At 66.2% G+C, this 23,326-nt stretch carries 20 protein-coding genes and 1 pseudogene; 16 read left to right on the forward strand and 5 right to left on the reverse strand.

Annotated elements, in window-relative coordinates:
- Positions 1 to 176: 176 nt before the first annotated feature.
- Positions 177 to 605 (reverse strand): Rieske 2Fe-2S domain-containing protein, encoded by a 429-nt coding sequence (locus IL252_RS03135; RefSeq protein ID WP_170095013.1) that lies wholly within the window; start codon positions 603 to 605, stop codon positions 177 to 179.
- 206 nt (positions 606 to 811) lie between these two features.
- Positions 812 to 4,879, reverse strand: coding sequence for a TaqI-like C-terminal specificity domain-containing protein (locus IL252_RS03140; protein ID WP_208626628.1), 4,068 nt, complete (start codon positions 4,877 to 4,879; stop codon positions 812 to 814).
- 294 nt (positions 4,880 to 5,173) lie between these two features.
- On the opposite strand from IL252_RS03140, the gene IL252_RS03145 reads away from it, so the two are divergent.
- The 7 genes from IL252_RS03145 to IL252_RS03175 all read left to right on the forward strand — a co-directional run bounded on the left by IL252_RS03145 (position 5,174) and on the right by IL252_RS03175 (position 10,999).
- Positions 5,174 to 5,896: a phosphoglycerol geranylgeranyltransferase gene (locus IL252_RS03145; RefSeq protein ID WP_153554063.1), complete on the forward strand. Its 723-nt coding sequence runs from the start codon at positions 5,174 to 5,176 to the stop codon at positions 5,894 to 5,896.
- Positions 5,897 to 6,103: 207 nt separating this feature from the next.
- On the forward strand, positions 6,104 to 6,775 hold the full coding sequence (locus IL252_RS03150; RefSeq protein ID WP_208626630.1) for an HAD family hydrolase: 672 nt from the start codon (positions 6,104 to 6,106) through the stop codon (positions 6,773 to 6,775).
- Positions 6,772 to 7,716 (forward strand): phosphotransferase family protein, encoded by a 945-nt coding sequence (locus IL252_RS03155; RefSeq protein WP_208626632.1) that lies wholly within the window; start codon positions 6,772 to 6,774, stop codon positions 7,714 to 7,716. The genes IL252_RS03150 and IL252_RS03155 overlap by 4 nt, the downstream gene beginning before the upstream one ends.
- Positions 7,717 to 7,836: 120 nt before the next feature.
- Positions 7,837 to 8,298 carry a hypothetical protein gene (locus IL252_RS03160; RefSeq protein WP_208626634.1) on the forward strand — a complete coding sequence of 154 codons (462 nt, stop codon included), beginning with the start codon at positions 7,837 to 7,839 and terminating at the stop codon, positions 8,296 to 8,298.
- 53 nt (positions 8,299 to 8,351) lie between these two features.
- Positions 8,352 to 8,978, forward strand: a complete 627-nt coding sequence (locus tag IL252_RS03165; RefSeq protein ID WP_208626635.1) for a CoA pyrophosphatase — start codon at positions 8,352 to 8,354, stop codon at positions 8,976 to 8,978.
- A gap of 138 nt (positions 8,979 to 9,116) precedes the next feature.
- Positions 9,117 to 9,893 (forward strand): luciferase, encoded by a 777-nt coding sequence (locus tag IL252_RS03170; RefSeq protein ID WP_208626637.1) that lies wholly within the window; start codon positions 9,117 to 9,119, stop codon positions 9,891 to 9,893.
- 2 nt (positions 9,894 to 9,895) lie between these two features.
- Positions 9,896 to 10,999, forward strand: a complete 1,104-nt coding sequence (locus tag IL252_RS03175; protein WP_208626639.1) for an FAD-binding oxidoreductase — start codon at positions 9,896 to 9,898, stop codon at positions 10,997 to 10,999.
- A 36-nt stretch (positions 11,000 to 11,035) separates the two neighbouring features.
- Here IL252_RS03175 and IL252_RS03180 read toward each other — a convergent pair.
- A pseudogene (locus IL252_RS03180) lies at positions 11,036 to 11,404 on the reverse strand (Hsp20/alpha crystallin family protein); the annotation flags it as partial.
- A complete protein-coding gene (locus IL252_RS03185) occupies positions 11,404 to 11,562 on the reverse strand; it encodes a hypothetical protein (protein ID WP_170095022.1) in 159 nt (52 codons plus the stop codon). The pseudogene IL252_RS03180 and the gene IL252_RS03185, both read right to left, overlap by 1 nt.
- Positions 11,563 to 11,676: 114 nt before the next feature.
- Here IL252_RS03185 and IL252_RS03190 point away from each other — a divergent pair, with 114 nt between their 5' ends.
- The 4 genes from IL252_RS03190 (at position 11,677) to IL252_RS03205 (ending at position 14,735) form a co-directional block, all read left to right on the forward strand.
- Positions 11,677 to 12,465 (forward strand): DUF429 domain-containing protein, encoded by a 789-nt coding sequence (locus tag IL252_RS03190; RefSeq protein ID WP_208626642.1) that lies wholly within the window; start codon positions 11,677 to 11,679, stop codon positions 12,463 to 12,465.
- 73 nt (positions 12,466 to 12,538) lie between these two features.
- A complete protein-coding gene (locus tag IL252_RS03195) occupies positions 12,539 to 12,775 on the forward strand; it encodes a hypothetical protein (protein ID WP_170095024.1) in 237 nt (78 codons plus the stop codon).
- A gap of 122 nt (positions 12,776 to 12,897) precedes the next feature.
- Positions 12,898 to 13,914 carry an ABC transporter ATP-binding protein gene (locus IL252_RS03200; RefSeq protein WP_208626644.1) on the forward strand — a complete coding sequence of 339 codons (1,017 nt, stop codon included), beginning with the start codon at positions 12,898 to 12,900 and terminating at the stop codon, positions 13,912 to 13,914.
- Positions 13,911 to 14,735 carry an ABC transporter permease gene (locus IL252_RS03205; RefSeq protein ID WP_208626645.1) on the forward strand — a complete coding sequence of 275 codons (825 nt, stop codon included), beginning with the start codon at positions 13,911 to 13,913 and terminating at the stop codon, positions 14,733 to 14,735. Before IL252_RS03200 ends, IL252_RS03205 begins: the two co-directional genes overlap by 4 nt.
- 157 nt (positions 14,736 to 14,892) lie before the next feature.
- On the opposite strand, the gene IL252_RS03210 is transcribed toward IL252_RS03205, so the two are convergent.
- Positions 14,893 to 15,552, reverse strand: a complete 660-nt coding sequence (locus IL252_RS03210) for an HAD family hydrolase (protein ID WP_015763973.1) — start codon at positions 15,550 to 15,552, stop codon at positions 14,893 to 14,895.
- A gap of 347 nt (positions 15,553 to 15,899) precedes the next feature.
- On the opposite strand from IL252_RS03210, the gene IL252_RS03215 reads away from it, so the two are divergent.
- The 5 genes from IL252_RS03215 to IL252_RS03235 all read left to right on the forward strand — a co-directional run bounded on the left by IL252_RS03215 (position 15,900) and on the right by IL252_RS03235 (position 23,294).
- On the forward strand, positions 15,900 to 17,066 hold the full coding sequence (locus tag IL252_RS03215; protein ID WP_208626647.1) for a hypothetical protein: 1,167 nt from the start codon (positions 15,900 to 15,902) through the stop codon (positions 17,064 to 17,066).
- Positions 17,067 to 17,205: 139 nt separating this feature from the next.
- Complete coding sequence (locus IL252_RS03220; RefSeq protein WP_208626648.1) at positions 17,206 to 18,924, forward strand: radical SAM protein; 1,719 nt, start codon at positions 17,206 to 17,208, stop codon at positions 18,922 to 18,924.
- Between the two features lie 129 nt (positions 18,925 to 19,053).
- Entirely contained in the window at positions 19,054 to 20,895 is a 1,842-nt protein-coding gene (locus tag IL252_RS03225) for a lysylphosphatidylglycerol synthase domain-containing protein (protein ID WP_208626649.1), read from the forward strand.
- Between the two features lie 257 nt (positions 20,896 to 21,152).
- A complete protein-coding gene (locus IL252_RS03230; protein ID WP_153554049.1) occupies positions 21,153 to 22,136 on the forward strand; it encodes a transcription initiation factor IIB family protein in 984 nt (327 codons plus the stop codon).
- Between the two features lie 264 nt (positions 22,137 to 22,400).
- A complete protein-coding gene (locus tag IL252_RS03235) occupies positions 22,401 to 23,294 on the forward strand; it encodes a methyl-accepting chemotaxis protein (RefSeq protein WP_153554048.1) in 894 nt (297 codons plus the stop codon).
- Positions 23,295 to 23,326 lie beyond the last annotated feature (32 nt).

Raw genomic sequence — 23,326 nt, forward strand, 5'->3', positions numbered from 1 at the left:
CGCTGTTTCCGTTTCCTGTTGCTGACTGCGCAATCCACCACACCCTGGTGGACTGAAAGGGCGAGGTCCGGTCGCGTTTATATCGTCGGTCAGTGAGCACTACCCGAGCGGAGCGAGGGCTTTCGAGGCCTGCGTCGTCGCTCGAACACTTGCGGTGCTGTGTTCGACCGTATCTCCTAGAAGCCGATGTGGGAGGTCGAACTCGGCCCGTCGTCGCCGTCGTCGTCCGTGATCGTCCCCTCGTGGACGAAGGTGTAGTCCTCGTCGGCGAGGTAGACCGTCCCGTCCTCGACGGCCACCTCGACGCCGGGCAGCGTCGTCCCCGCGGCCTCGCCGTTGTCGCAGTCGCCCGAACAGGCGTCGAACATGGAGCCGTGCTTGGGGCAGATCATCTGCCCGTCCCGCATCGCCACGCCACGGCCCGTATCGAAGCGCTGGGCCTCGTGCGTACAGCGGTTGATCCACGCCCTGACCGCGGCGTCGCCGTCCTCGCAGGGCACGACGATCACCTCGTCGCGCTCGCCGTAGTTGTCTCGCACCGTACAGACGTAGGACCGCTGTTCGCGGACCGCCGCGACCGTGGTGAGTTCGCTCGCTCCGAGCATCTAGCAGTGATCTGGTTCGCACTCGGTGAAATGTCTACCGGCGACGGAACGACGGGCGCAGTGACTTCGAACGACCAGAAAGCCCCGCTCCTTTCGATCCCGCCCGCGTGGTCTGGCGACCCGTCTCATACTGCCGGCCGTAACTTCGTGAAGATCTTTGCCACCCCGGTGTGGCGAAATCGGTCACAGAGTTACAGCCGGTCGTATCAGTCGTCGCCCACCGCTTCCTCCACGATCTCGATTTCCTCGTCGGTCAGCCCGTACAGTTCGTAGACGATCTCGTCGATCAGCTCGTCCGTCTGCTCGATCTTCGCGTCCAGTTCCTCGGCGCGCTCGACGGTCTCCGTGTAGCTCTCCAGTCCCGCCCGCACGTCGTCGACGGCCGGCAGCGTCAGCTTCCGGAGTCGATCCACGAGCGAGTTCGTCTTCGTCGCCGTCTCGCGGAAGTCCGCGAAGCCGCCCGCCTCGTCGACGGCGACGGGAACGAACGCCTCGATCAGGTCGGCCTCCGTCTCGGTGAGGTCGGTGATCCGCAGCGCCGGCAGCGCATCGGTCTCGGTGTAGCCCCACTGGTCGGTATCGTATGCGTCCTCGTCGTCGGGCTTGTAGCGGGCCGTGAGTTGGATCTCAACGGTAGTGTCGGATTCACGGTGAACAGTGGCATCTCCGATGCGGAGATTTGGCTTCTGTTCAGTGGTCTGCTGGAGGATCGAGTCGGCGGAGCCTTCTGGGGGTTGAGTGAGGCCGATATCTGCTAGCGTAGGACCGTCGGAGTAGGACCCGAGGTGGTCAAGGAGTGATAGATTTAGTGAAGATTTTTGACTCTTGAGAGATATTATAGCTTGAACTTGGTCGGAGAGTGAACTTGTGGAATGCTCCAAGTCGTTTTTGATTGGGATCTTCCGAATATCCTCAGGATAAATGCTGGAGTAGCTTCCTTGTAGCGTTCCCGTTGCGAGGAACTGAGAGAAGTAGTAACGCATCAACTTCGAGTTTACCACACCAAGTAGCGCTTTCATATCAAAGCCAGAGGTATCATCAATAGGCTCAAAATTCTTGGGTGCCTGCTGCTTCTGAATGTTTTCGTTCCACTTTACCACGTTAGTCACGTTGTCATTATTATAGTAGCCACTGGAGTCATAACAAGCCTCAATACGGTTACCGGTGCCGCTAACCCGTGGAATTACCAGCTTCTCGCTCTCGAATATATCACGAAACTTGGGACGATGGAAATGATCTTTTTTCGATTCATAATCGATGTACTCACCATCCCACTCAATTAGATATCTGGAGATATTCCCTCCCTGGATGTATCGCTTGAATCCATCACCTTCGTGGGTGTGGATAATGTCATCTTTCTTGAATTCTAATTCACTGTCACTCGCAGCATGGGCAACCACTCCAACGTTTACGCAGCATATCCGTCCAAGAGGTATGCCTCGTTCCTCTACCTTTCTTTTTAATTCCAAGTCTTCTCCAACAAGAGAAGGACGTAGAGAGTGATTGGAATATTCTGAAAAGGATTGTTGATTAATAGTGGATTGCTTTACAAAACGAGGATATTCAAATTCGACAATATTTACTCCCCTCTCATCAGATGTTTCTGGAGATATTATATATATCAAATACTGTCGATCAACCTCGTCAAATACCTGGTGCTCTCCGAAGTGTATCAGTTGATGTATACTACATTCACCTACCAGCCATTTCCTCAATTTCGTTCCGTATTTTTCTGTTCCAAGTGAGCTGGGTGTAATAAATGAATGCCTCCCTTGCTCTTTCGTTAACTGTAATGCTCGATATGAGAACGGTACGAAGAGGTCCCAGTGCCCAGATGTCACTTCAGGATGTAATGATTCCAGACCCGAGACTAGCTGCTCATTCTTAGCTGTTAGCTCCCAGTTAGATACATAAGGTGGATTCCCGACCACTGCATCAAATCCTGCACCGTCTAGCTTCTCCCCATCATTCCCGAAGAACACCTCGGGGTACTCCAGTTCCCAGTGGAAGAAGTCCTCGTCGTCGGCCATCGCCTGGGCCGACCGGAACCAGTCGTTGTCTCGAATCTCGTCCCACTCGTCTTCGTTCTCGATTGCGCCGGCCATCTCCTCGTAGACGCCGTCGGGCACGTCGAGGCCGAACTCCTCGGCGGTGTGGACGTTCGCCACTTCGAAGAGTCGCTGATACAGCGGGTCGTCGCGGATCTCCCCGTACAGCTCCTCCATCGATTTGATGTCTTCGAGCGTTTCGTTGTCGATGGCGAGCAGATCCTGCATCAGCTCCATGACGTGCTCCAGGGTCTGCTGGCGAGCGCGGGCGAAGGCCTGCCCGAGGGTTAGCTGTCCGCCGTCGTCTTCTATGTCGTCGGACAGCACCTCCGTGATGTCCGATCCGACCAGCGAGTTCCCCGCTTTGAGGTGGTGGTCGAGGAAGGCCAGGGGTTGGTCGGCGGCCAGCGTCTCCAGCCACATCGAGAGCTTGCCGAGTTCGACGGCCATGCCGTTGATGTCGACGCCGTAGATGCACTCCTTGGCGATCTCCCGGCGAAGCTCCTGCTCGTCGTAGCTCTGGATCTCCTGCTCGCGGACGACCTCCATCACCTGCTCGGTGAGATAGCCCGTCGCGCTGGTCAGGAAGTGGGCGCTGCCCATCGCCGGATCGAGTACCTTCAGGTCGAGCACCTGCTGCCAGAACCGACGGAAGTACTCGGTGTCGCTGGGCTCCAGCCCGTCGGCTTCCAGTTCGGCTTTGATGTCGTCGAGCAGCGGATCGATCGTCTCCTCGACGATGTAGCTCACCACGTAGTCGGGCGTGTAGTACGCGCCCGTCGCCTTTCGCTCGCCGTCGTCGTTGACCACGTACAGCTCTCCCTCTTCGACCGTCTCGACGGCCTCGGAGACGCTCACCTCGCTGCCGGGCTTCCAGACCTGTCCGCCGTCCTCCGCGACGGCGGCGTACGTCTCCGGCGCGATGCGAAACTCGTGTTCGAGCAGCCCCTCGTAGATGCTCCCGAGGTGGCGCGTGTCGAGGTCGGCGTAGTCGGCCAGCACGAACTCGCCGTCTTCGCCTTCGGTCGTCCCCAGCCGGTAGATCACCTCGGCGATGTGGCGGTCCGAGACCTCGTTTGCCGCCAGGAACTCGTGGCTGTCGTCGTCGAACAGGCCGCCGTTGTACGGCGGGATCCCCAGTGACTCCTCGCCCTCGTCGACGAGCCCGAAGAGGTCCTGTAACCGTCCCCACATCTGGGTCGAGTGGCCACTGTAGTCGTCGAAAGAATCCCCCGACGAGATGTCCTCGTGGATCTCCGATCGTAGCTGATCGAGGCTGAAGTGCTCCTCGTACTCGCTTCGCGACTCTGGATCGTCGGGGTGGATCAGGCCCCGCGACTCCGCATAGAGGACGAACATCAACCGGTAGAGCAACACCAGCGACTGCTCTTTCAGCTCTTCGCGCGCCGCCTCGTCCTCGGGATCGATGTCGAGGTCGTTGGTGTGGAGGAACCCCTCGCCAAGAACGCGTAGCGCGGTGAAGACGTTGTCCTGCAGATCCGCACCGAGTTCCTGAGCGGCCGTCTCGCTCTCCGACCAGACGGTATCGAGGAACGTCGTCCCAGCGGTCTCCCGGAATGCGTCGGGCCTGAAGAAGGCATAGAAGTACTTGAACTGTTCGAGTGTGCCGGTTTCGAGCAACTCCGGAAGATCGATCTCGTAGTAGATCTCGGTCGCGTAGTCTTTGGTCCCGTAGAGCCGCCACTTGCGGCCATCCGTGAGGATGCCCCACTGCATGTCTTCGGGGGTGTGTTCGAGATAGTACTTGATCTGATGAGACGCGTCACGGTAGGAGCGTTTCTCGCTGAAGCGTTCGGTGAAGTCGGCGTCCCATTGCTTGGCTTCGAGGACCGCCGAAGCGAGCCCGTACATCGCCTCCGTCTCGCCGTTCTTGTTGCGGAGGGCCCCGTCCCGCCGCGTCTCGTCGGACTCGAAGAGGAGTCTGTCGTTGTAGCCGCCGCTGTCCGGAATCGTCGTCTCGGAGAGAGTCCCGAACCCGAGTATATCGAGGACCTCGTCGATCCACGAATCGAGGAGTTCGTCCTCCTTGTACGAGGCGACGAGGTCGCGTTCGAGATCCCAGAGCTGCTGTAGCTGCTCGAAAGCGTCCCTGGCGTCGTCGTCGCAGTCCCACGCTTCGAGGTCACTCACGCGCTCGTCGAGATAGTACCCCGAGAAAAGCGCCGAATTGGTGTACGGTTCGGAGGAGAGTGTCGCCTGACTCATTGAATATAGCAGAGTGTTATCCGGATCAGCAAGAAAGTACTGGACGGCTCAGGGACATCGAAAGCGCCAGTCGTTCGAATCCGTCCTACAAAGGAGCCAGTTGGAAACGACCAGTGAGAGCGAGGGGCGAAGATCGTCTGTCCGGAACGACAGCGACGGTCGTCGGCAGCAGCGCCTCGTCGTGCGGTTAGAGTGGCTGAGCGAGACTATAATTTCTGCGAGGAGTGTCCGGCCAGTGTGAAAACGTACCGACTTCCGAAGCGGTTATACGGCCACGGTTGACTCTGTGCACGTATGAGCACGTGGGCGGACTGGGACCACATCGTCAAGATCGACCCAGACAAGAGCCTGGTCGCGGGCGAGACCTTCGAGGACGTGGCCGCGACCGGAACGGACGCGATCGAGATCGGCGGCACGACCGGCATGACCGAAGAGAAGATGGCCCGCGTCGTCGAGGCGTGTGGGGCACACGACATTCCCGTCTACATCGAGCCGTCGAATCCCGCGTCGGTCGTCCACAGCAACCGTCACGACGGCTACCTCATCCCGGTCGTGATGAACGCCGGAGACGTGACCTGGATCACCGGCGCGCACAAGGAGTGGATCCGCATCGACGACGACATCGACTGGTCGCGCACGTTCACGGAGGCCTACATCGTGATGAACCCCGAGGCCTCCGTCGCCAGCTACACGCAGGCGAACTGCGATCTCGACGCCGACGAGGTCGCGGCCTACGCCGAGGCCGCAGAGCACCTCCTGGGCCAGGAGATCGTCTACGTCGAGTACTCGGGGATGCTGGGCGATCCCGAGAAGGTGGCCGCCGCCGACGAGATCCTCGACGACGCGACGCTGTTCTACGGCGGCGGCATCCACGACTACGACTCGGCCCGCCAGATGGCGACCCACGCCGACACGATCGTCGTCGGCGACCTGGTCCACGACGAGGGCGTCGACGCCGTCAGAGAGACCGTCGAGGGCGCGCATGACGCCACGGCGGCCACGCCGCCGGGCGAGTAGATCCCGCCGACCGACGGCGTGGTCGCCGGGAGCCCTTCCGCGTGGCGACACCCGCCGCCAGCGACGACCGCCGTCCGACTGTGGTTTTCTGACAATTCAACGCGTACCGCACGAGTTACGGTGCCACTGGACACTGTCGGCTCCGCAGCGACGAGAGTTCCGCCACGGCCACGTGCGCTTTTGTTCGTCCGGCGCGAACGGCGTGCCATGACGACGCCCGCGGCCGTCGTGTTCGATCTCGACGGGACGCTCTGCGAGGGGACACAGCCGGAGGAGTCCCTCTACGAGGCCGCGTTCGCGGCGACCGACGTGGAGCCGTTCGGCTCGCCCGGCGAGCTGTGGGCCGCTCTCGACGGCCCGCCAGAGCCCGACCCCGAAGACGAGCGGTCGTCGCTGGCGGCGGGGTTTCGCCGCGTCGGGGCACAGCACGGCCGTCGGGGGGTGCCGGCCGACGCGCTCGCGGCGGGCCTGATCGACGCCGTCGACTACAGCGCCGTCGCCTACCGGGCGGGGGCCGAGGCGGCGTTGGCGGCGGCACGCGAACACGGTCCGGTCGCGGTGATGACCAACGGCCCGGCACGGCGACAGCGGCCCAAGGTCCGGACGCTCGGGCTCGACGAGCGCGTCGACGCCGTCGTCTACGCGGGCGACATGGAGCGACGGAAGCCCCACCCCGAGCCGTTCGCGAGGGTCTGTCGAGCGATCGAGACGCCGCCGGAGACGACGCTGTACGTGGGTGACTCACTGGAAAACGACGTGGCTGGCGCACACGGCGCGGGGCTCCTGGCGGCCTGGTGTCCCCAGCACGAGCGCGATCCCGGCCAGTACCGTCCCGAGCACGTCTTCGACGGACCGGCCGATCTGGACGGAGTCGTATGACCCGGATCGCGCCCGACGTGACCGTCCAGCGGATCCTCGACCGCGTCCTCCAGACGCGAGCGCCGGCTGGGGCCGAGACACCGCCCCAGGGGAACCACAAGGACACCACGATCGTCAGATACCCCGACCGACCGGACGTGGTCGTCCAGCTGACCGCGACGCCGAGCGGCGCACACACGGAGGCGACGCTGCTGGCCGCGGTCTACGACCAGACGACGGTCCCGGTGGCGCGACTCCTCGGCCGGGGGCGCATCGGCGACCGAGGGTATCTCGTCACGGAGCACGTCTCCGGCCGAGACCTCCACGAGTCGTTCGTGGCCTGCTCGCGTGCGACCCGCGAGCGCATCGCCCGTCGGTTCGGCCGCTGTCTCGGCGAACTTCACGACGCCTTCGCGTTCGACGCCGCCGGCCCCGTCGAGGTCGGGGCGTCGGGGACGCTCGCGGCCACGGGTCCGGACGGCGCGACCTTCTTCGAGGAGTACGCGAGCGACGCCGTCGAGGCGCTCCCCTCGGCCTTCGACGACCGCCGGCCCGCGATCGAGGCCGCCGTCGCGAGTCGCCCGGAGCGCGCCGTCCAGCCGCGTCTCTTCCCCTGGGATCTCAGACCGGGCAACGCGATCCTCGCAGACGGCGATCTCGCTGCGGTGCTGGACTGGGCCGACCCGCTGGCCGCCGATCCGGCTCTCGCGGTCGCGAAGGTCGAACACCTCGTGGCGGCGTGGTACGTCGACGACCCGACCCCGCTCAGGAGCGCGTTCCGCGAGGGGTACGCCGCCGTGCGGCCGCTGCCCGACGTGTCGGTGGCCGATCGAGTCGCAGCGATCGCCGCTTCGGCCGTCGACTCGAACGGCACCGTCACGCGACCTCGATACCCCGAGTTGACGGGAACAGCGGCCGTCGCCGTCCACCGCGAGTGGTTCGACGAGTGGCTCGACGAGTAGATCGACGAGCGACACCGCCGTGGCGCGATCGACGCCGTTCCGAGTCGCGGCCGCCGGACAGATAGCAGTCGAGAGCCCGAAACCCAGAACGCTCAAGCCGCCGCGCTCGCGAGGACCGGTATGGAACCGACGGCCGACGAACTCGCGGGCGTCGTCGACCTGTTCGGCGCGCTCACCCGCGACGAACTGATCGAGGCGCTCTCCGAGCTGGCGTTCAAGCGGGGCGAAGACGTGGACGATCCAGCGGGGGCGATCGACGACGCCGTCGCCGCCTATCACCTCGCGGTCGTCGAACGCGACGGCGAAACACTGCTCGCGGCCGGGCCGGCGGCGTTCCCGGAGCTGCCCGACGGCGCGACGGACCTGCCCCACATCATGGACGTGCCCGAGCGATCGATCGACAGGGAGCGACTCGCGGCGGCCGTCGAAGAGCGGTTCCGCGAGGAGAGTCTGGTCGCCGTCCGCTCGGACAACGAGGCGTTCGTCGAGCGCCTGCTGGACGTGAGCTACGAACTCGAAGTGTGGGGACCGATCGACGTGAGCGCGGCCCGCGAGCGTCTCGCCGACGCGGCCGGCGAGTGAGCCACTCGCGCGTTTCCGCTCAAATTAAGAGCGTCCCGGCCCGACGCTAACGCATGGAGTTCGATCGGGTGGCCAGCCACGAGGCGATCGAGATCACGGCAGAGCCACGCGAGGCGGCCGTGATCGTCCCCGTCGTCACCGACGCGGGCGACGCCGACGATCACGCCGTGCTGTTCACGAAGCGGGCCGACCACCTCTCGGACCACCCCGGCCAGATGAGTTTCCCCGGCGGCGGCCGCGAGCCGGAGGACGACTCGCTGTTGCGGACCGCACTCAGAGAGGCACAGGAGGAGGTCGGTCTGGACCCTCGCGCCGCCAACGTGATCGGGCGACTGGACGACATCCGCACCGTCTCGGAGTACTCGGTCCGGCCGTTCGTCGCCAGAATTCCCGACCGGGAGTACCAGCCCAGCGACGAGGAAGTGGCCGAGATCGTCGTCCTCGCCGTCGACGACCTCGTGGACCTGGACAACTACGAGTCCGAGCGCCGAGACCACCCACACTACGGCGACATCCGACTGCACTTCTTCCACGTCGACGGCTACACCGTCTGGGGGGCGACCGCCCGGATGCTCGTCCAGTTGCTCGAACTCGCGACCGACTGGACGATGCCGACCGAACCGGACCGCGTGGCCGGCCCCGACGACGACTTGCCGTCCAGCGTCCGCGATCAGGTGTAGTCTGGCAGTTGCTGCCCGACCTCGTCCGTCGAGAGACTCCCCGTCGGTCCGAGAGCGACCGCGACCCCAAGCGACAGGCATTTGCCAGCGCATCGGGTACGGGTGAGCAATCGAACGGGCACCACGCCCACCCAAATCATGCTCACAGGAGTGACGCTCGACGATGTCGGGATCGACGCGGCAGCGCTCAAGCCCGCCGAGGTCGACGTGGCAGAGGCCAGTCGCCTCGACGTGTCGACGGTGACGATCGACTACGAGGGGGCCGGGCACCTGCCAGACCGGTCGACGCTCGCCGCGCTGGCCGACCAGAAACGCGTCAGGCTGACGACGCCGGTCCGGGCCGACGGCTTCGACCCGCTCGGCGACGACAGCGCGCTCGCGACGCTTCCCGACGGTGTCGGCCGAGTCCTGGTCGCCGGCCACGACGCCTACCTCACGAGCGACGAGGCCGAGCGGGCGATCGTCCCCCGGCTCGAAGCGGCCGCGGCGACGGCCACCAACCCCTGGGTCGGGACCGAGGGCATCGAGCGCGTCGCGCTGGCGATCGGCGGCACCCAGTTCGAGTTGCTCTCCCGATCGACGGGACGGGACCTCCGGGCGCTTCGAACGGCCGGCTTCGAGGGGGAGATCGCCCTCTACGCGCCGACGGTGCTAACCGACGACGAGAGCGAGATCCTCGACGCCGTCGGCGACTACGCCGCCCGACGCGGCCCGGTCCGTGCGGCCCTGCCCGACGGCGCGGCGACCGACGCGACCGCGAGCGGGCGAGCCCGCGACGTGCTCACCCAGGCCGTCCGCGACTACGCGCTCGTGGGCGAGCCCGAGACGGTCGCAGAGCGCATCGAACAGCTTCGAGCGGCCGGCGCGGACACGATCGTCGGCTACCCGGCCAGGGGCATCGAGCCGGTGCGGTGACGATGCGAGTCGCCGTCGTCGGTGCCGGTGCCGTCGGCCTGACCGCCGCACGGACGCTGGCCGACCGTGGCACCGAGGTGGTGCTGTACGACCGCGAGGAAATCGCCAGCGGTGCGACCGGGCGCGCGGCCGGGCTGTGCTACGACGCGTTCGCCGAGGACCGGGACGCCGCGGTGGCCGCCGACTCGCTCCGGCGGTTCCGCGAGCTGGGCGTGCTCACCGAGTGTCCGTACGTCTGGTACGCCCGCGACGGCGACGAGGCCAACGCCGACGCCATCGAACAGCAGGTCCCGCGAATGCAGGCCCACGGGCGCGACGTGGCGCTGGTCGAGCCCGAGCGGCTGGGCGAGCGGTACCCACAGCTTCGCACCGACGAGATCGGCGTCGCCGCGATCGCACACCGGGCCGGCTTCGTCGATCCGACCGAGTACGCGGGTGCGCTGACAGAAACCGTGCTGGAACGCGGCGTCGGCGTCCGGACGGAGACCCCCGTCTCGCTGGTCGGGCCGACGACGGTCGCCGAGCCCGACGGGGCGGTCGCGTTCGACGCCGTGCTCGTGGCCGCCGGCCCCGCGACGAAGCCGCTCGTCGCCGACGCTGGCGTCGACCTCCCGCTGCAGGCCTATCGCGCCCAGGCGCTCGTGACGGAACCGCTGCGGGCGACGCTCCCGATGGCCTACGACGCGACCCAGCAGTGCTACTGGCGGCCCTGTGAGGGGGGCCTGCTCGTCGGCGATGGTGCCCACGAGGTCGATCCCGACGACTGGGACCCCGAGGCCGACGCGAGCTTCGAACGGAGCGCGCTCGGTCGGCTGGCGGCTGCGACGACCGTCGACGCGACGCGAGCGCAGTCCTGGGCCGGGCTCTGTACTGCGACGCCGGACCGAGAGCCGCTGCTGGGTGCAGTCGGCGACGGGCTCTACGTGGCGACGGGGTGGCACGGCCACGGCCTCATGCGATCGCCGGCACTGGGCGAGCGGATCGGCGAGCAGATCCTCGGCGGGCCGGGCGTCGACGCCTACGATCCCGACCGCTTTGCCGGCGACGAGACGATCGACATCGTCGACGGCATGACGCTCGACGAGGACGAGGAGGGACCGAACTGAGACGGCGGGTGAGACGACCGGTCAGTCGGCCGCTTCGTCGGCCTTCGGGACGCGGACGTGCAGCGTGCCGTCGTCTTTCAGGGTCGCCGACGCGGCCTCGGCGTCGACCACGGCGTCGGCGGGCAGGGTGACGCTGCCGTCGAGAGAGAGCCCGCGGCCGGGATAGCGCATCTCGAAGCCCTCGTGGAACGGCCGGAACCGGTCGACGCGGACCTCGACACGGTCGTCGACGTACTGGACCTGCAGATCCGACGCCTCGACGCCGGGCGCGTCGAACACCACGAGGTACGCGTCGTCGCTCTCCAGCAGATCGGCGGGCAGCGGCGTCTGTTCCTGGACGCGGCCGGCCGCACGGCCGACGTTCTCGACGATCGCGTCGCCGAGCGAGCGGGCGAAGTCGAACATCACAGCTCGACCTCCTCCAGGCAGTCGACACCCCCGCAGTAGGGACACTGGAAATCGGTCACGCCCACGCTGTCGGGCATGTCGTAGGTGTAGTGGAGTTCGAACATGTCGAGTTCGCAGCCGTCGTCGGTACAGACGAGTTCGAGCGTCGCTGGCATACGATTCTGTTGGACCGCGCGGGACAAACAGCTTTCGGAGCCCGGCGTACGCGCCCCGCCGGACGCACGGTGACAACGAGAACATTCATGTCGGACCGGCGAGTGGGCTGGGGCATGAGTTCGCGTGTCTTGGGCGTCGACTTCAGCGGTGCGAGCGACGCGGGGCGCTCGCTGTGGCTGACGGAGGCGCGGGAGACGGGGGACGGACTGCGGGTCGAAGACTGCTATCGCGCGGCCGACGAGTGGGGACCAGACCGCGAGGACGCCCACGCCGGCCTGCGCTCGCGGCTCACAGCCTTCGACGTCGTCGGCCTCGACTTCCCGTTCAGCCTCCCGCAGGCGCTGCTGGACGAGCACTGCGACGGCGAGTGGGCCGGGCTGGTCGAGTGGCTCACCCTCGACGGCCCGACCGATCCCGACGAGTTCGCCTCGACGTGTCGCTCCTCGGCTCGCGAGTACACGGGCGACGGCACCGCGTCGCTGCGTCGCGAGACGGACCTGCGTCGCGCCGCGCTGTGTCCCTACGACCGGATGGTCCAGTACCAGACCTTCTACGGGATCGGGAACGTCCTTGCCGGCCTCGCCGACGACCCCGCCGTCGCCGTCGCTCCGATGCAGGACGGCGACGCCACGACCCGCGTCGTCGAGGTGTACCCCGCCGCGACCTTCGGCTGGCTGGGGCTCTACCGGGAGGGATACAAGGGCGATCGGCGCGATCGGCGCGCGACCAACGTCGACGGGATCGAGGCCTGCAGCGTCGATCTCGGGGGGTTCCGCGAGGCGTACGAACGTCACCACGACGCGCTCGACAGCCTCGCGGCGGTGGTCTCGGCTGGCCGGGTCGCCGAGAACGAGAGACAGCCGCTCCACGGCCCGCGCGGGGAAGGCCACATCTACGTGTGAGTGCGTGCAGACGTTCCAGAGCGACGTTCGAGGGCTGACATTTATCCGTCGACCGCGCGTCGGGACGAACACCGTGTCCTCGACTGACGCCAACTCTGCGGAGTCTCCCCGTTCGTTCGGCCCGATCCGGATACTCGAAACGTCGCTCGTTCGGCAACTACTCGGTCTCGCGCTCGCGCTCCTCGGCGTTCAGATCTTCGGTTGGGTGATCGACACCCGCCCATCTCTCTGGTACGGGGTCGCTCACGCCGCTGTCGGTGCCTTCGTCGTCTGCAACGGGCTGTATCTCGGTGGCGTTCGGCTCCGGTAGCCCGGAGAGATCGACTGCGCAGTCATCGTAGACACCTCTGGAGAACCTCGGCGTTCGTGCCCGCTACCGGCCCGGCGAACGCGTGCGGGACTTTTTACTCGGCCACGACGTACGGACGGTCGATGGAAACCCAGGAGCGACCGCAGACGAGCGCCGACGCGGCCGCGACGGACGAGTCGCCCGACGACGCCGCTCTCGTCGTCGAGGGGCTCGCCAAGCGGTTCGGGAGCGGCGAGGCAGCGGTCACCGCCGTCGACGACGTGTCCTTCAGCGTCGGCCGTGGCTCCGTCGTCGGACTGCTCGGCCCCAACGGTGCTGGCAAGACGACGACGATCAAAGCGATCCTCGGGATGGTGTTGCCCGACGCGGGCTCGGTCCGGATCGACGGGATCGACGTGTCCGAACAGCCGAGTGCCGCCTACGCCAACGTCGACGCGATGCTCGAAGGCGCGCGCAACGACTACTGGCGGCTGACCGTCCGGGAGAATCTGCGGTACTTCGCGACGATCGGCGGCGTCGATCCCGACTCGGTGACGGCGCGCCACGAGCGGCTGCTCGACCAGCTCGACCTCGCCGAGAAGGCCGACGAAGCGGTGCGAGACCTCTCGCGAGGGATGAAACAGAAGGTGTCACTCGCCAGCGTGCTGGCGACCGACGCCGACGTGGTCTTTCTCGACGAGCCGACGCTGGGGCTGGACGTGGAGAGTTCGCTGACGCTGCGACGCGAACTGCGGCGGATCGTCGACGAGCGGGCGCTGACCGTCGTGCTCTGTAGCCACGACATGGACGTGATCGAAGCGGTCTGTGACCGCGTCGTGATCATGAACGACGGGCGCGTGATCGCGGACGACACCGTCGAGCGCCTCCTGTCGGGCGACGCCAGTCAGCGGTTCGCCGTCGCCAGTTCGGACATCGACGACGCGCTGCTCGCCCGTCTCCGCGAGCGCTTCGAGGTGACTCAGGTGACGACCGACGGCGAGCGAACGCGCGTCGAGGTGGCGACCGACAGCGAGGGGTTCTACGACCTGACCGACCAGCTACGGGCCGCCGACGTGACCCTCGACAGCGTGAACACGGCCCAGTCCGACCTCGAAGACGTGTTCCTCGGGCTGACCGACGACGGCGAGGGGCGACGATGACGGGACAGCCAGCCGGTGAGACGCCGAGGGGTGGAGAGACGCCTCGTCCGGCGTCCTACTACCACCTCGCGAGGGCGGTCCTCGTCCGTGAGTTCCTGCTGTTCGTGCGCTACCCGGCCAACGCCATCGGCGGGATCGTCGTCTCGCTGTTCTTCTTCGGGCTGCTGTTCTACGGCGGCCGGATGATCGCCGGGCAGGCGCTGACCGACTCGCTGGAGGGGATCGTCGTCGGCTACTTCCTGTGGACGCTCGCGGTCGGTGCCTACTCCTCGATCTCGAACGACATCGGCAGCGAGGTCCAGTGGGGGACCCTGGAACGCCACATCATGACGCCCTTCGGCTTCGCGCCGGTGGCGCTGTTGAAAGGCGTCGCGAAGGTCGTCCGGACGTTCCTCACGTCGGCGGTGATCCTCGCGGTGATGCTGTTGCTCACCGACACCACGCTCCAGTTGCCGGTGGTGACGATCACGGTCGTCTCCGGGCTGGCGATCGCCTCCGTCCTGGGACTTGGCTTCGCGGCCGGCGGCGTCGCCGTCCTCTACAAGCGCATCGGCAACTGGCTGAACCTGCTCCAGTTCGGGTTCATCCTGCTGATCTCGGCCCCGGCGTTCGACCTCGGGTGGACGAAGTTCCTCCCGCTGGCACAGGGGAGTGCGCTCCTCCAGCGGGCGATGATCGACGGGACGCGGCTGTGGGAGTTTCCCGCGCTCGACCTGCTGGTCCTCGTCGGCGTCGCCGTTGGCTACGTCGTGCTTGGCTACGCCGTCTTCGAGGGCGCGACGCGGCGAGCCCGGCGACTCGGCGTGCTCGGGGACTATTGAGACTGTCTGCTGTCACGTCGTGACGATATTTGCCACCTCGGGGTGGCGAAGTTGTTCACAGATGGACAGCCGACAGTACGAGACGGCGACAACATTCCGTACGGAACGGTAGCTGTCGTCGTCGTGCGCTCGCCCGGGGAAACGGCGAGAACCCGTCTCAGGTCCGGCAGATGTCGTGGAGGTCCGACAGCGAGTCGATGTCCCACGTCGGCCAGACGTTGAGCTCCCAGTCCGTGCGGTGTGGGCGACGGATGAACGCCGAGTCGATGCCCGCGTTCTCCGCGGCGCGGATGTCGGATTCGTTGTCGCCGACGAACAGCGCGGAGTCGGCGTCGAGGTCGGCCAGCGCGCGGTCGAGGTAGTGGCTGTTTGGCTTGCGCCGATCGAGGCTCTGGATCGTCGGCTCGCGGCCGTAGGCGGTGCCGAAGTGATCCCGCACCGAGAAGTGATCCAGGAGGAAGTCGACGGTCGCCTGCTGGTTCGAGCTGACGATGCCCTTCGCGGCGTCCAGGCCGTCGAGGGTGTCGATGTCGTCGTACGGGCGCTTGCGTCCGGCGCGGGCCTCTTCCTGCTGGGCCTCGACCATCTTCTCTTCGCGAGCGCGCCAGAACTCCTCTCTGGGGAGGTCGTACTGGCCGCAGATCGTCGCTACCTGGTGTGGGGTCGCTCCCACGGTCATGTTTTCGACGTGGTTGGGGTCCGGATCGGTCACACCGAACGCTTCGAACGTCTCTTGGGTCGCGTCCTGGAGAACGTCGAAGGCGGTCCGACCGACGAGGACACCGTCGTTGTCGAACACGACGGTATCGTAGGTCATACGCCGGATACGTCGGTGGGCGGTATAAGTGTTTCACCACCGCGGCTGGAGGCTCCGCTTCGTCCAGTCGGCAGGAACTCACGGGCGCAGTGGTCGAGAAACGAGTCACAGAGACGGATGAGTGCGAACGCGAGGCGGCACGTTCGACCGGCGGTTTTTCCGCCGATCTAGTCGCCCCCAGCGCGGTATCGAGCCACGCCGCGAACGACGAGGTTATCGCGGGAGTCTAACCCCCGTTCCGACTTCTAACCACGAGTGTGCCGCCTCACGGCGGCTCTGTATAGGGCGTTACAGCCCACAGAGTCCACGGTTTAAAATACCCCTGCTCGCAAATAAAGCTTGAGACGATGGGGATCTACGAGGGGACGATTACCGAGACGACACAGGCCTTCTACCTGGAGCGGCTGTTCGATCGGTCCGAGCTACGGCCGGCCGTCCGGAACAGGTCCGAGAGCCTCGTCACCGACGGCGACCACGACGCGAAGACGGTCGAAGTCGACGCCGTCGGCACCTTCGACGGTGGGTGGGAGTTCTGGGATCACCTCCAGTACCCGGAGCGGCGCAACAACTTCGAGTTCCGGCCGCTGTTTTGCGTCCCCAGCTACGAGTTCACGCTCCCCGACTGGACGTTCGGCCGGTACGATCTGGTGAACCTCGACGTGACGGCCCGAGTGCTCTACTACCCGTTCGGTCTGGCCGTCGCCCGGTTCCGAGTGTACTTCGAGAGTTCGAGGTCCCTCGACCTCTCCGATTTCATCGCGTTCCAGCGGACCGTTCGCCAGGACCTCCGCGTCGCAGGAGGTACCCCCTCGTGGGCCGACGACGGTGGCCCGCTCGTCCAGGAGATCTTCCGACCGATCGATCGGTGGCTCTTCGGAGCGAACGTGCCCGACGCGTACGTCGGCCGAATCGGTGAACGGCCAGTTGCCACGATCTCGTTTCTCTACGACGCCGACGCACTCAGCGAGCGAGAACGGGGGCAGCTGATCCGCCGCGACGACCGGCCGTTGGACGAAGAGACGCTAAACAGCCACGCGAAGCCGTACATCGGCCGCTTCGACACGGACGCCATCTCGGTTGCTCGACCGGGAGCAGTGATCCAGACCGGCGCGTTCGACGAGCACCGTCACTGGAGCCGTCGCTGGAAGCGACTGCAACTGCTCAACAACATCTACCTGGCGTACGATTTCGCGATGCTGGAAGACCAGCACCTGACGCGGCTCCGGGATCGCCTCGGTGCGACCCTCGACGACCTCGACAGCGTTTCCGCCGCTCGGAAACCACTGACTCCACGAGCGCTCCAGATCACGGACGATCTGTTGCGTTTCGGTGGCCAGCTCCGGGGGACCCGTGGGCAGGTCTACGAACAGCTCGAACCCACAGATCTGAAAGCGTCCGCGAACCCGGTCGTCGACGACTACATAGACCGGCTGTTGGGCCACGAGACGATTTTGCAACAGACCGCCGGTCGACTCCCGGCCACGCTCCTGAAGTACATCCCATTCGCAGGCTGATACTGCCGGCTGTCACTTCGTGACGAGCTTCGCCACCCCGGGTGGCGAAATCGGTCACAGATGTACAGCCGGTAGTATGAGCGGCCACCTCCGATCCCGACCAGACACCGTTTTAGGCGTCGAGGCGGTAACGACGGGTATGACTACCGACCCCGCCGACCTCTCGGTGACGATCGTCGACGGCTACGTCGACGAGCCCGCCCACTTCGGGGTCCCGCCGTACATCTCGACGTATCCGCGCTACACCGCCGGGGCGCTCGTCGACGCCGGCGTCCCCCGGACACAGATCACCTACCACACGATCGACGCGCTGCGCGAGGACAGCGCCCGCTGGCAGGACGTGGAGGCCGCCGACCTGCTGATCTACGTCGGCGGGATGACCGTCCCTGGCAAGTACGTCGGCGGGACGCCCGCAGAGCCCGACGAGGTCCGCAAGCTGGCCTGGACTGCCGAGGGCACGTCGATGATGGGCGGCCCCGTCCGCTTCGGCGTCGGCGAGGCCAACGAAGGGGCCAGCGAGACGGCCCGCGACGACCTGGACTTCGACTTCCTGGCGATGGCCGACGTGGAAGCGGCGGCCTACGATCTGGTCGATAACGGACTCGAAGGGTTCGAAGACCGCTATCGCGGGGTCCCCGAGGAGACGCGCTGGGCGCGCCAGGGGGCTTTCGTCGTCGAGCAACACCCCAACCATCCGGAGTATCTCATCGCGGAACTGGAGACCTCGCGTGGGTGTCCCTACCGCTGTTCGTTCTGTACGGAGCCGATGTACGGCGACCCCGACTTCCGACCGCCCGAGAGCGTCGTCGACGAGGTCGACGCCCTCGCCGATCGCGGCGTCGCGAACTTCCGGCTGGGTCGGCAGGCGGACATCCTCGCCTACGGCGGCGACGGCAAGGCACCGAACCCCGACGCGCTCCGCGATCTCTACGGCGGCATCAGGTCGGTCGCGCCGGACCTGGAGACGCTGCACCTCGACAACATGAACCCCATCACGATCGTCGAGTGGCCCGAGAAGGCCCGCGAGGGGATCCGCGTCATCGCCGAACACAACACGCCCGGCGACACGGCGGCGTTCGGGCTGGAGTCGGCCGACCCGCTCGTCCAGGAGGAGAACAACCTCAACGTCTCCGCCGAAGAGTGTTTTCAGGCCGTCCGGATCGTCAACGAGGTCGCGGGCGTCCGACCGGGCGAGTCGCCCGGCAGCGGTCCCAGTACGGGCAGTGACGCCCCCAACCGACTCCCGAAGCTCCTGCCGGGGATCAACCTCGTCCACGGACTGAAGGGCGAACGCCGGGAGAGCTTCGAGCACAACAAGCGGTTCCTCCAGCGGGTCTACGACGAGGGGTACATGCTGCGCCGGATCAACATCCGGCAGGTCATGGCCTTCGAGGGGACCGACATGGCCGACACCGGCGCGGAGATCGCCAAGGACCACAAGCAACTGTTCAAGCAGTACAAACAGGAGGTCCGCGAGACGATCGACAATCCGATGCTCAAGCGGGTCGCGCCGGTCGGGACTGTGCTCCCGGACGTGACCCTGGAGTACCACCAGGACGGCAAGACCTTCGGCCGCCAGCTTGGCACCTACCCGCTGCTGGTGGGGATTCCCGGCGAACGCGAACTCGGCCGGACCATCGACGTGGCGATCACCGACCACGGCTACCGCTCGGTGACCGGTGTGCCCTATCCGCTGGACCCGAACGCCGCCTCGATGGCCGAGCTACGGGCGATCCCCGGCATCGGGCGCTCGACGGCCGGCGACATCGTCGTCGACAGACCGTACGACTCCGTGGCGGAGATCGACGACGCGCTGACCCAGTTCGTCGCCGCCGAACGTCGACGGGGCGCAGACTGAGACGGCCAGCCGTCGGTCTGTCGGCAGTGTCGTGGCGACGGAGTTTCGACGGTCGTCACGATGAAATCGCCGACCGCGGTCGTCGGCCGAACAGAAGGTACTTTTCGGTCGCTCGCGCACCGTGACACAATGAGCGACGTGGAAGTCAGCGTCGTCCTGCCGGCCTACAACGAGGCCGCGACCATCGAGGAGACGGTCGAGACGACGCTGTCGACGCTGGCGGCCTTCCTGCCAGCGGGGAGCTTCGAAGTGATCGTCGCGGAGGACGGCTGTGAAGACCGCACACCGGAGATCGCGACCCGGATGGCCGACGCCGACGAGCGGGTCCGCCACGCCCACTCCGACGAGCGACTGGGCCGGGGCGGCGCGCTGACCGACGCCTTCCGGCGGGCCGACGGCGAGACGCTGGTGTACTTCGATACCGACCTGGCGACGGACATGCGCCACCTCGAAGAGCTGGTCGAGTCGGTCCGTTCGGGCGAGTACGACGTGGCGACGGGATCGCGGTGGCTTCCGGAGAACCGCGCCGATCGCCCCGCCAAGCGAGGGGTGCCGAGTCTCGGCTACAACACCCTCGTGCGGCTGTTGCTGCGATCGGATCTGCAGGACCACCAGTGTGGCTTCAAAGCGTTCGATCGGGCGGCGGCGCTCGATCTCCTCGACGATGTCGAAGACGAACACTGGTTCTGGGACACGGAGCTGCTGGTCCGCGCCCAGCGAAAGGGGTACCGCGTCAAGGAGTTCCCGGTCGACTGGACGCCCAAGGGCGACTCGAAGGTCGACCTCGTGCGGGACGTGTTCGGGATGGGGAGCCAGATCGTCCGGACGTGGTGGCAGCTGTCGGTGAGCCCCCGGATCACGCGGAAGGTGAGCATGACTGCCGGGTCGCTGCTGGTGATCGCCGCGCTCGTGCTCGCGGTGACGGTCGTCTTCGACCCGGCGGCCGTCCTGGACGCGATCGGCGGGGCCGACGGCGGCGTCGTCGCGCTCTCGGGCGTGGTGTACCTGCTGTCGTGGCCGCTGCGCGGACAGCGCTATCGGGACATCCTCGCTCGGCTGGGCCACGACAGCGACACGTGGTTCCTCACGGGCGCGATCTTCATCAGTCAGACGGGGAACCTCGTCTTTCCCGCCAGACTCGGCGACGGAGTTCGGGCTTACGTCGTCAAGGCCCGCCGGCAGATCCCGTATCCGACCGGGTTCGCCTCGCTGGCGGTCGAACGCGTCTTCGACCTGCTCGCGATCACCGTCCTGGCCGGGAGCGTCCTCGTGGGCCTCGTCGTCACCGGCGGGACCGACCAGGTCGCCCGAGCGATCGCGGCCGACGTGCCCCCGGTGACGATCGGGGACGACACGCTCGATCCCGCCGCGGCGGCGCGGACGGCGCTCCGTGTCGCCGCTGTCGTCGGTGCGGCGGCCATCGCGGGCGTCGCCGTGATCGTCGTCAGCGCCCGCCGGGACAGCGATCTCGTCCACCGGGCGGTCACCGCGCTCAGCAACGACTCCTACGCCCGGTACGTCTCCGGGATCGTCGAGCAGTTCGTCGGCGACGTCGAGACCGTCGTCGCCGACCGGGGTGCCTTCCTCCGGGTCGGTGTCGGCAGCCTCGTCATCTGGATCGTCGACGTGTTGACGGCGGTCGTCGTCTTCGCTGCCTTCCCCAGCATCGAACTCTCCCCGTCGCTGGTGGCAGCCGCGTTCTTCGCGGTCAGCGTCGGTAACCTCGCGAAGATCCTCCCGCTGTCGCCGGGCGGGATCGGCCTCTACGAGGGTGCCTTCACCCTCATCGTCGTCGGGCTGACGACCGTCACGGGGCCGGTCGCGCTCGCGATCTCGATCGTCGATCACGCCGTCAAGAACGCCGTCACGATCGTCGGCGGGCTCGGATCGATGGCCTGGCTCAACGTCTCGCTGACGACCGCGGTCGAAGAGTCCCAGCAGTCCGGCGAAATCGAGCCGGAGGCCGACTAGTACGTACCAACTGTCGGCCAGACCCTATTTGAACGGGTGCGTCAAACTCTCTCAAACACCACGCTCGCACCGTTCACACCGGTTTCGACTTTCGAGATTCGATAGATTTAAATGAGTTTCGAAGGCACTGTGTTGGTACCAATCGAGCGTCCGGGATCGTCGATGACGGACCGGAACCATCGCCGTTCGTCGCCTGGCATGGGACGACACCAGTCGTTCTCGGCACCGATACCCCGGATAGCGCCCGCATTCGTACAATGAGCGATTCGAACACCAGAACGCGAGCGAGAGCGCGCACGACCACCGACGAGGAACAGACAGAAGAAGAGAGTGAGACGACATCGACCGCGTGTCCGGAGTGTGCGGGCACGCTGGTCGTCGACGACGAGCACGGCGAGACCGTCTGTGAGGACTGTGGACTCGTCGTCGAGACCGACGAGATCGACCGCGGACCGGAGTGGCGCGCGTTCGACTCCAGCGAGAAAGACGAGAAGTCCCGCGTCGGCGCACCGACGACCAACATGATGCACGACAAGGGGCTGTCGACCAACATCGACTGGCGCGACAAGGACGCCTACGGCAACTCCCTGTCGGGCAAGCAGCGCCAGAAGATGCAGCGCCTGCGCAAGTGGAACGAGCGGTTCCGCACCCGTGACTCCAAGGAGCGCAACCTCAAGCAGGCGCTGGGCGAGATCGACCGGATGGCCTCCGCCGTCGGCCTCCCGGAGAACGTCCGCGAGACCGCAAGCGTCATCTATCGCCGTGCGCTGGACGAGAACCTCCTGCCCGGCCGCTCTATCGAGGGTGTCTCGACGGCCTCCGTCTACGCCGCCGCTCGCCAGGCCGGCGTCCCCCGGAGCCTCGACGAGATCGACGAGGTCTCCCGCGTCGAGAAGAGCGAGATCGCACGCACGTACCGCTACGTCGTCCGCGAACTCGGGCTCGAAGTCGCGCCGGCCGACCCCGAGAGCTACGTCCCGCGCTTTGCCTCCTCGCTGGAGCTGTCGGACGAGGCCGAACACCGCGCCCGTCAGCTGCTCCAGAACGCCAAAGAGCAGGGCGTCCACTCCGGCAAGTCCCCGGTCGGACTGGCCGCCGCGGCCGTGTACGCCGCCGCACTGCTGACCAACGAGAAGACGACCCAGGCCGCCGTCAGCGAGGTCGCCGACATCTCGGAAGTGACGATCCGCAACCGCTACCACGAACTGCTGGAGGCCGAGCAGGGCCTCCCGATGGCCTGATACGGATTCTTGTCGACCAGGGGCAGATCGACTGTACGCCATCGGGAGACGCTCTCCGTCGTCTCCCGAGCCCGTCCGCACAGCGTTCGGCCGGACGCCGTCCGGTCGACCGGCAAACGGCGACAGACTCCGTGTGACTGGAGCCCGTTTTTCGACGCTCGGAGACGGCGAGCCGACGCGGCCACTCGTCTCGCCGCCGCTGGCGTAATCAGCCCTGATAACTGAGTGGTCACGTTTAATTCGGTCCCAGCCGCTGGTACCGCTATGGACCAGGAACGAAGTACCGATGGAGGCGTCGAGGCCTCGTCTGGTGGAACTCTCGCTGGTGGCGAACTCGGGAGCGCGATCGACGAGTTGCTCCGGGCCTCCGAGGGTGTCTCGGAGAGTTCCCAGCAGATCAGCGATCTCGCAAACGAGCAGTCCGAGAACATGCGCGAGGTCGCGAGCGAGGTGTCGAACCTCTCGGCGACCGTCGAGGAGGTCGCCTCCAGTGCCAGCCAGGTCAAGCAGGTCAGCGACGACGCCCGCGATCTCGCCGCCGAGGGCCGCGAGGCCGCCGACGACGCGATCGGTGCGATGGAGGCCGTCGACGAGGCCAACACCGACGTGTCGGCCGACGTCAAGCAGCTGCGCGACCGCATCGACGAGATCGACGAGATCGTCGAAGTGATCAACGACATCGCAGACCAGACGAACATGCTGGCGTTGAACGCCTCTATCGAGGCCGCGCGAGCGGGCGAGGCCGGCGAGGGGTTCGCAGTCGTCGCCAACGAGGTCAAGAGCCTCGCCGAGGAGTCCCAGCAGAACGCGGCCGAGATCGAAGAGCTGGTCTCGAACATCAAGTCTGACACCGAAGAGACCGTCCAGAGCATCGACCACGCCAACGAGCAGGTCGAGGAGGGGCTCACGCAGGTCGAGACCGCCGTCGACATCCTCCGGAAGATCGACGAGGCCGTCGAGGAGGCCGCGATGGGTGCCGAGGAGGTCGCCTCCGCGACGGACGAACAGGCCGCCTCGACCGAGGAGGTCGCGAGCATGGTCGACACGACCGCCGAGAGCGCCGAGGAGGTCGCCACGGAGATCGAGCAGATCGCCGCGGCCAACGAGCAACAGGCCGCGAAGGTCAACGAACTGCAGGACATGATCGAGCGCCGCTAGAGCGCGAACCAGAAGACACGAGGGGGTTCGTT

This window comes from Halomicrobium sp. IBSBa, from assembly GCF_017612575.1.
In the GTDB taxonomy this organism is placed as follows: Archaea; Halobacteriota; Halobacteria; order Halobacteriales; family Haloarculaceae; genus Halomicrobium.

Excerpts from the sequence above, each read along its gene's own strand:
- IL252_RS03135 (WP_170095013.1), bottom strand. The coding sequence starts at position 605 with ATGCTCGGAGCGAGCGAACTCACCACGGTCGCGGCGGTCCGCGAACAG.
- IL252_RS03140 (WP_208626628.1), bottom strand. The coding sequence starts at position 4,879 with ATGAGTCAGGCGACACTCTCCTCCGAACCGTACACCAATTCGGCGCTT.
- IL252_RS03145 (WP_153554063.1), top strand. The coding sequence starts at position 5,174 with ATGAGCACGTGGGCGGACTGGGACCACATCGTCAAGATCGACCCAGAC.
- IL252_RS03150 (WP_208626630.1), top strand. The coding sequence starts at position 6,104 with ATGACGACGCCCGCGGCCGTCGTGTTCGATCTCGACGGGACGCTCTGC.
- IL252_RS03155 (WP_208626632.1), top strand. The coding sequence starts at position 6,772 with ATGACCCGGATCGCGCCCGACGTGACCGTCCAGCGGATCCTCGACCGC.
- IL252_RS03160 (WP_208626634.1), top strand. The coding sequence starts at position 7,837 with ATGGAACCGACGGCCGACGAACTCGCGGGCGTCGTCGACCTGTTCGGC.
- IL252_RS03165 (WP_208626635.1), top strand. The coding sequence starts at position 8,352 with ATGGAGTTCGATCGGGTGGCCAGCCACGAGGCGATCGAGATCACGGCA.
- IL252_RS03170 (WP_208626637.1), top strand. The coding sequence starts at position 9,117 with ATGCTCACAGGAGTGACGCTCGACGATGTCGGGATCGACGCGGCAGCG.
- IL252_RS03175 (WP_208626639.1), top strand. The coding sequence starts at position 9,896 with ATGCGAGTCGCCGTCGTCGGTGCCGGTGCCGTCGGCCTGACCGCCGCA.
- IL252_RS03185 (WP_170095022.1), bottom strand. The coding sequence starts at position 11,562 with ATGCCAGCGACGCTCGAACTCGTCTGTACCGACGACGGCTGCGAACTC.
- IL252_RS03190 (WP_208626642.1), top strand. The coding sequence starts at position 11,677 with ATGAGTTCGCGTGTCTTGGGCGTCGACTTCAGCGGTGCGAGCGACGCG.
- IL252_RS03200 (WP_208626644.1), top strand. The coding sequence starts at position 12,898 with ATGGAAACCCAGGAGCGACCGCAGACGAGCGCCGACGCGGCCGCGACG.
- IL252_RS03205 (WP_208626645.1), top strand. The coding sequence starts at position 13,911 with ATGACGGGACAGCCAGCCGGTGAGACGCCGAGGGGTGGAGAGACGCCT.
- IL252_RS03210 (WP_015763973.1), bottom strand. The coding sequence starts at position 15,552 with ATGACCTACGATACCGTCGTGTTCGACAACGACGGTGTCCTCGTCGGT.
- IL252_RS03215 (WP_208626647.1), top strand. The coding sequence starts at position 15,900 with ATGGGGATCTACGAGGGGACGATTACCGAGACGACACAGGCCTTCTAC.
- IL252_RS03220 (WP_208626648.1), top strand. The coding sequence starts at position 17,206 with ATGACTACCGACCCCGCCGACCTCTCGGTGACGATCGTCGACGGCTAC.
- IL252_RS03225 (WP_208626649.1), top strand. The coding sequence starts at position 19,054 with ATGAGCGACGTGGAAGTCAGCGTCGTCCTGCCGGCCTACAACGAGGCC.
- IL252_RS03230 (WP_153554049.1), top strand. The coding sequence starts at position 21,153 with ATGAGCGATTCGAACACCAGAACGCGAGCGAGAGCGCGCACGACCACC.
- IL252_RS03235 (WP_153554048.1), top strand. The coding sequence starts at position 22,401 with ATGGACCAGGAACGAAGTACCGATGGAGGCGTCGAGGCCTCGTCTGGT.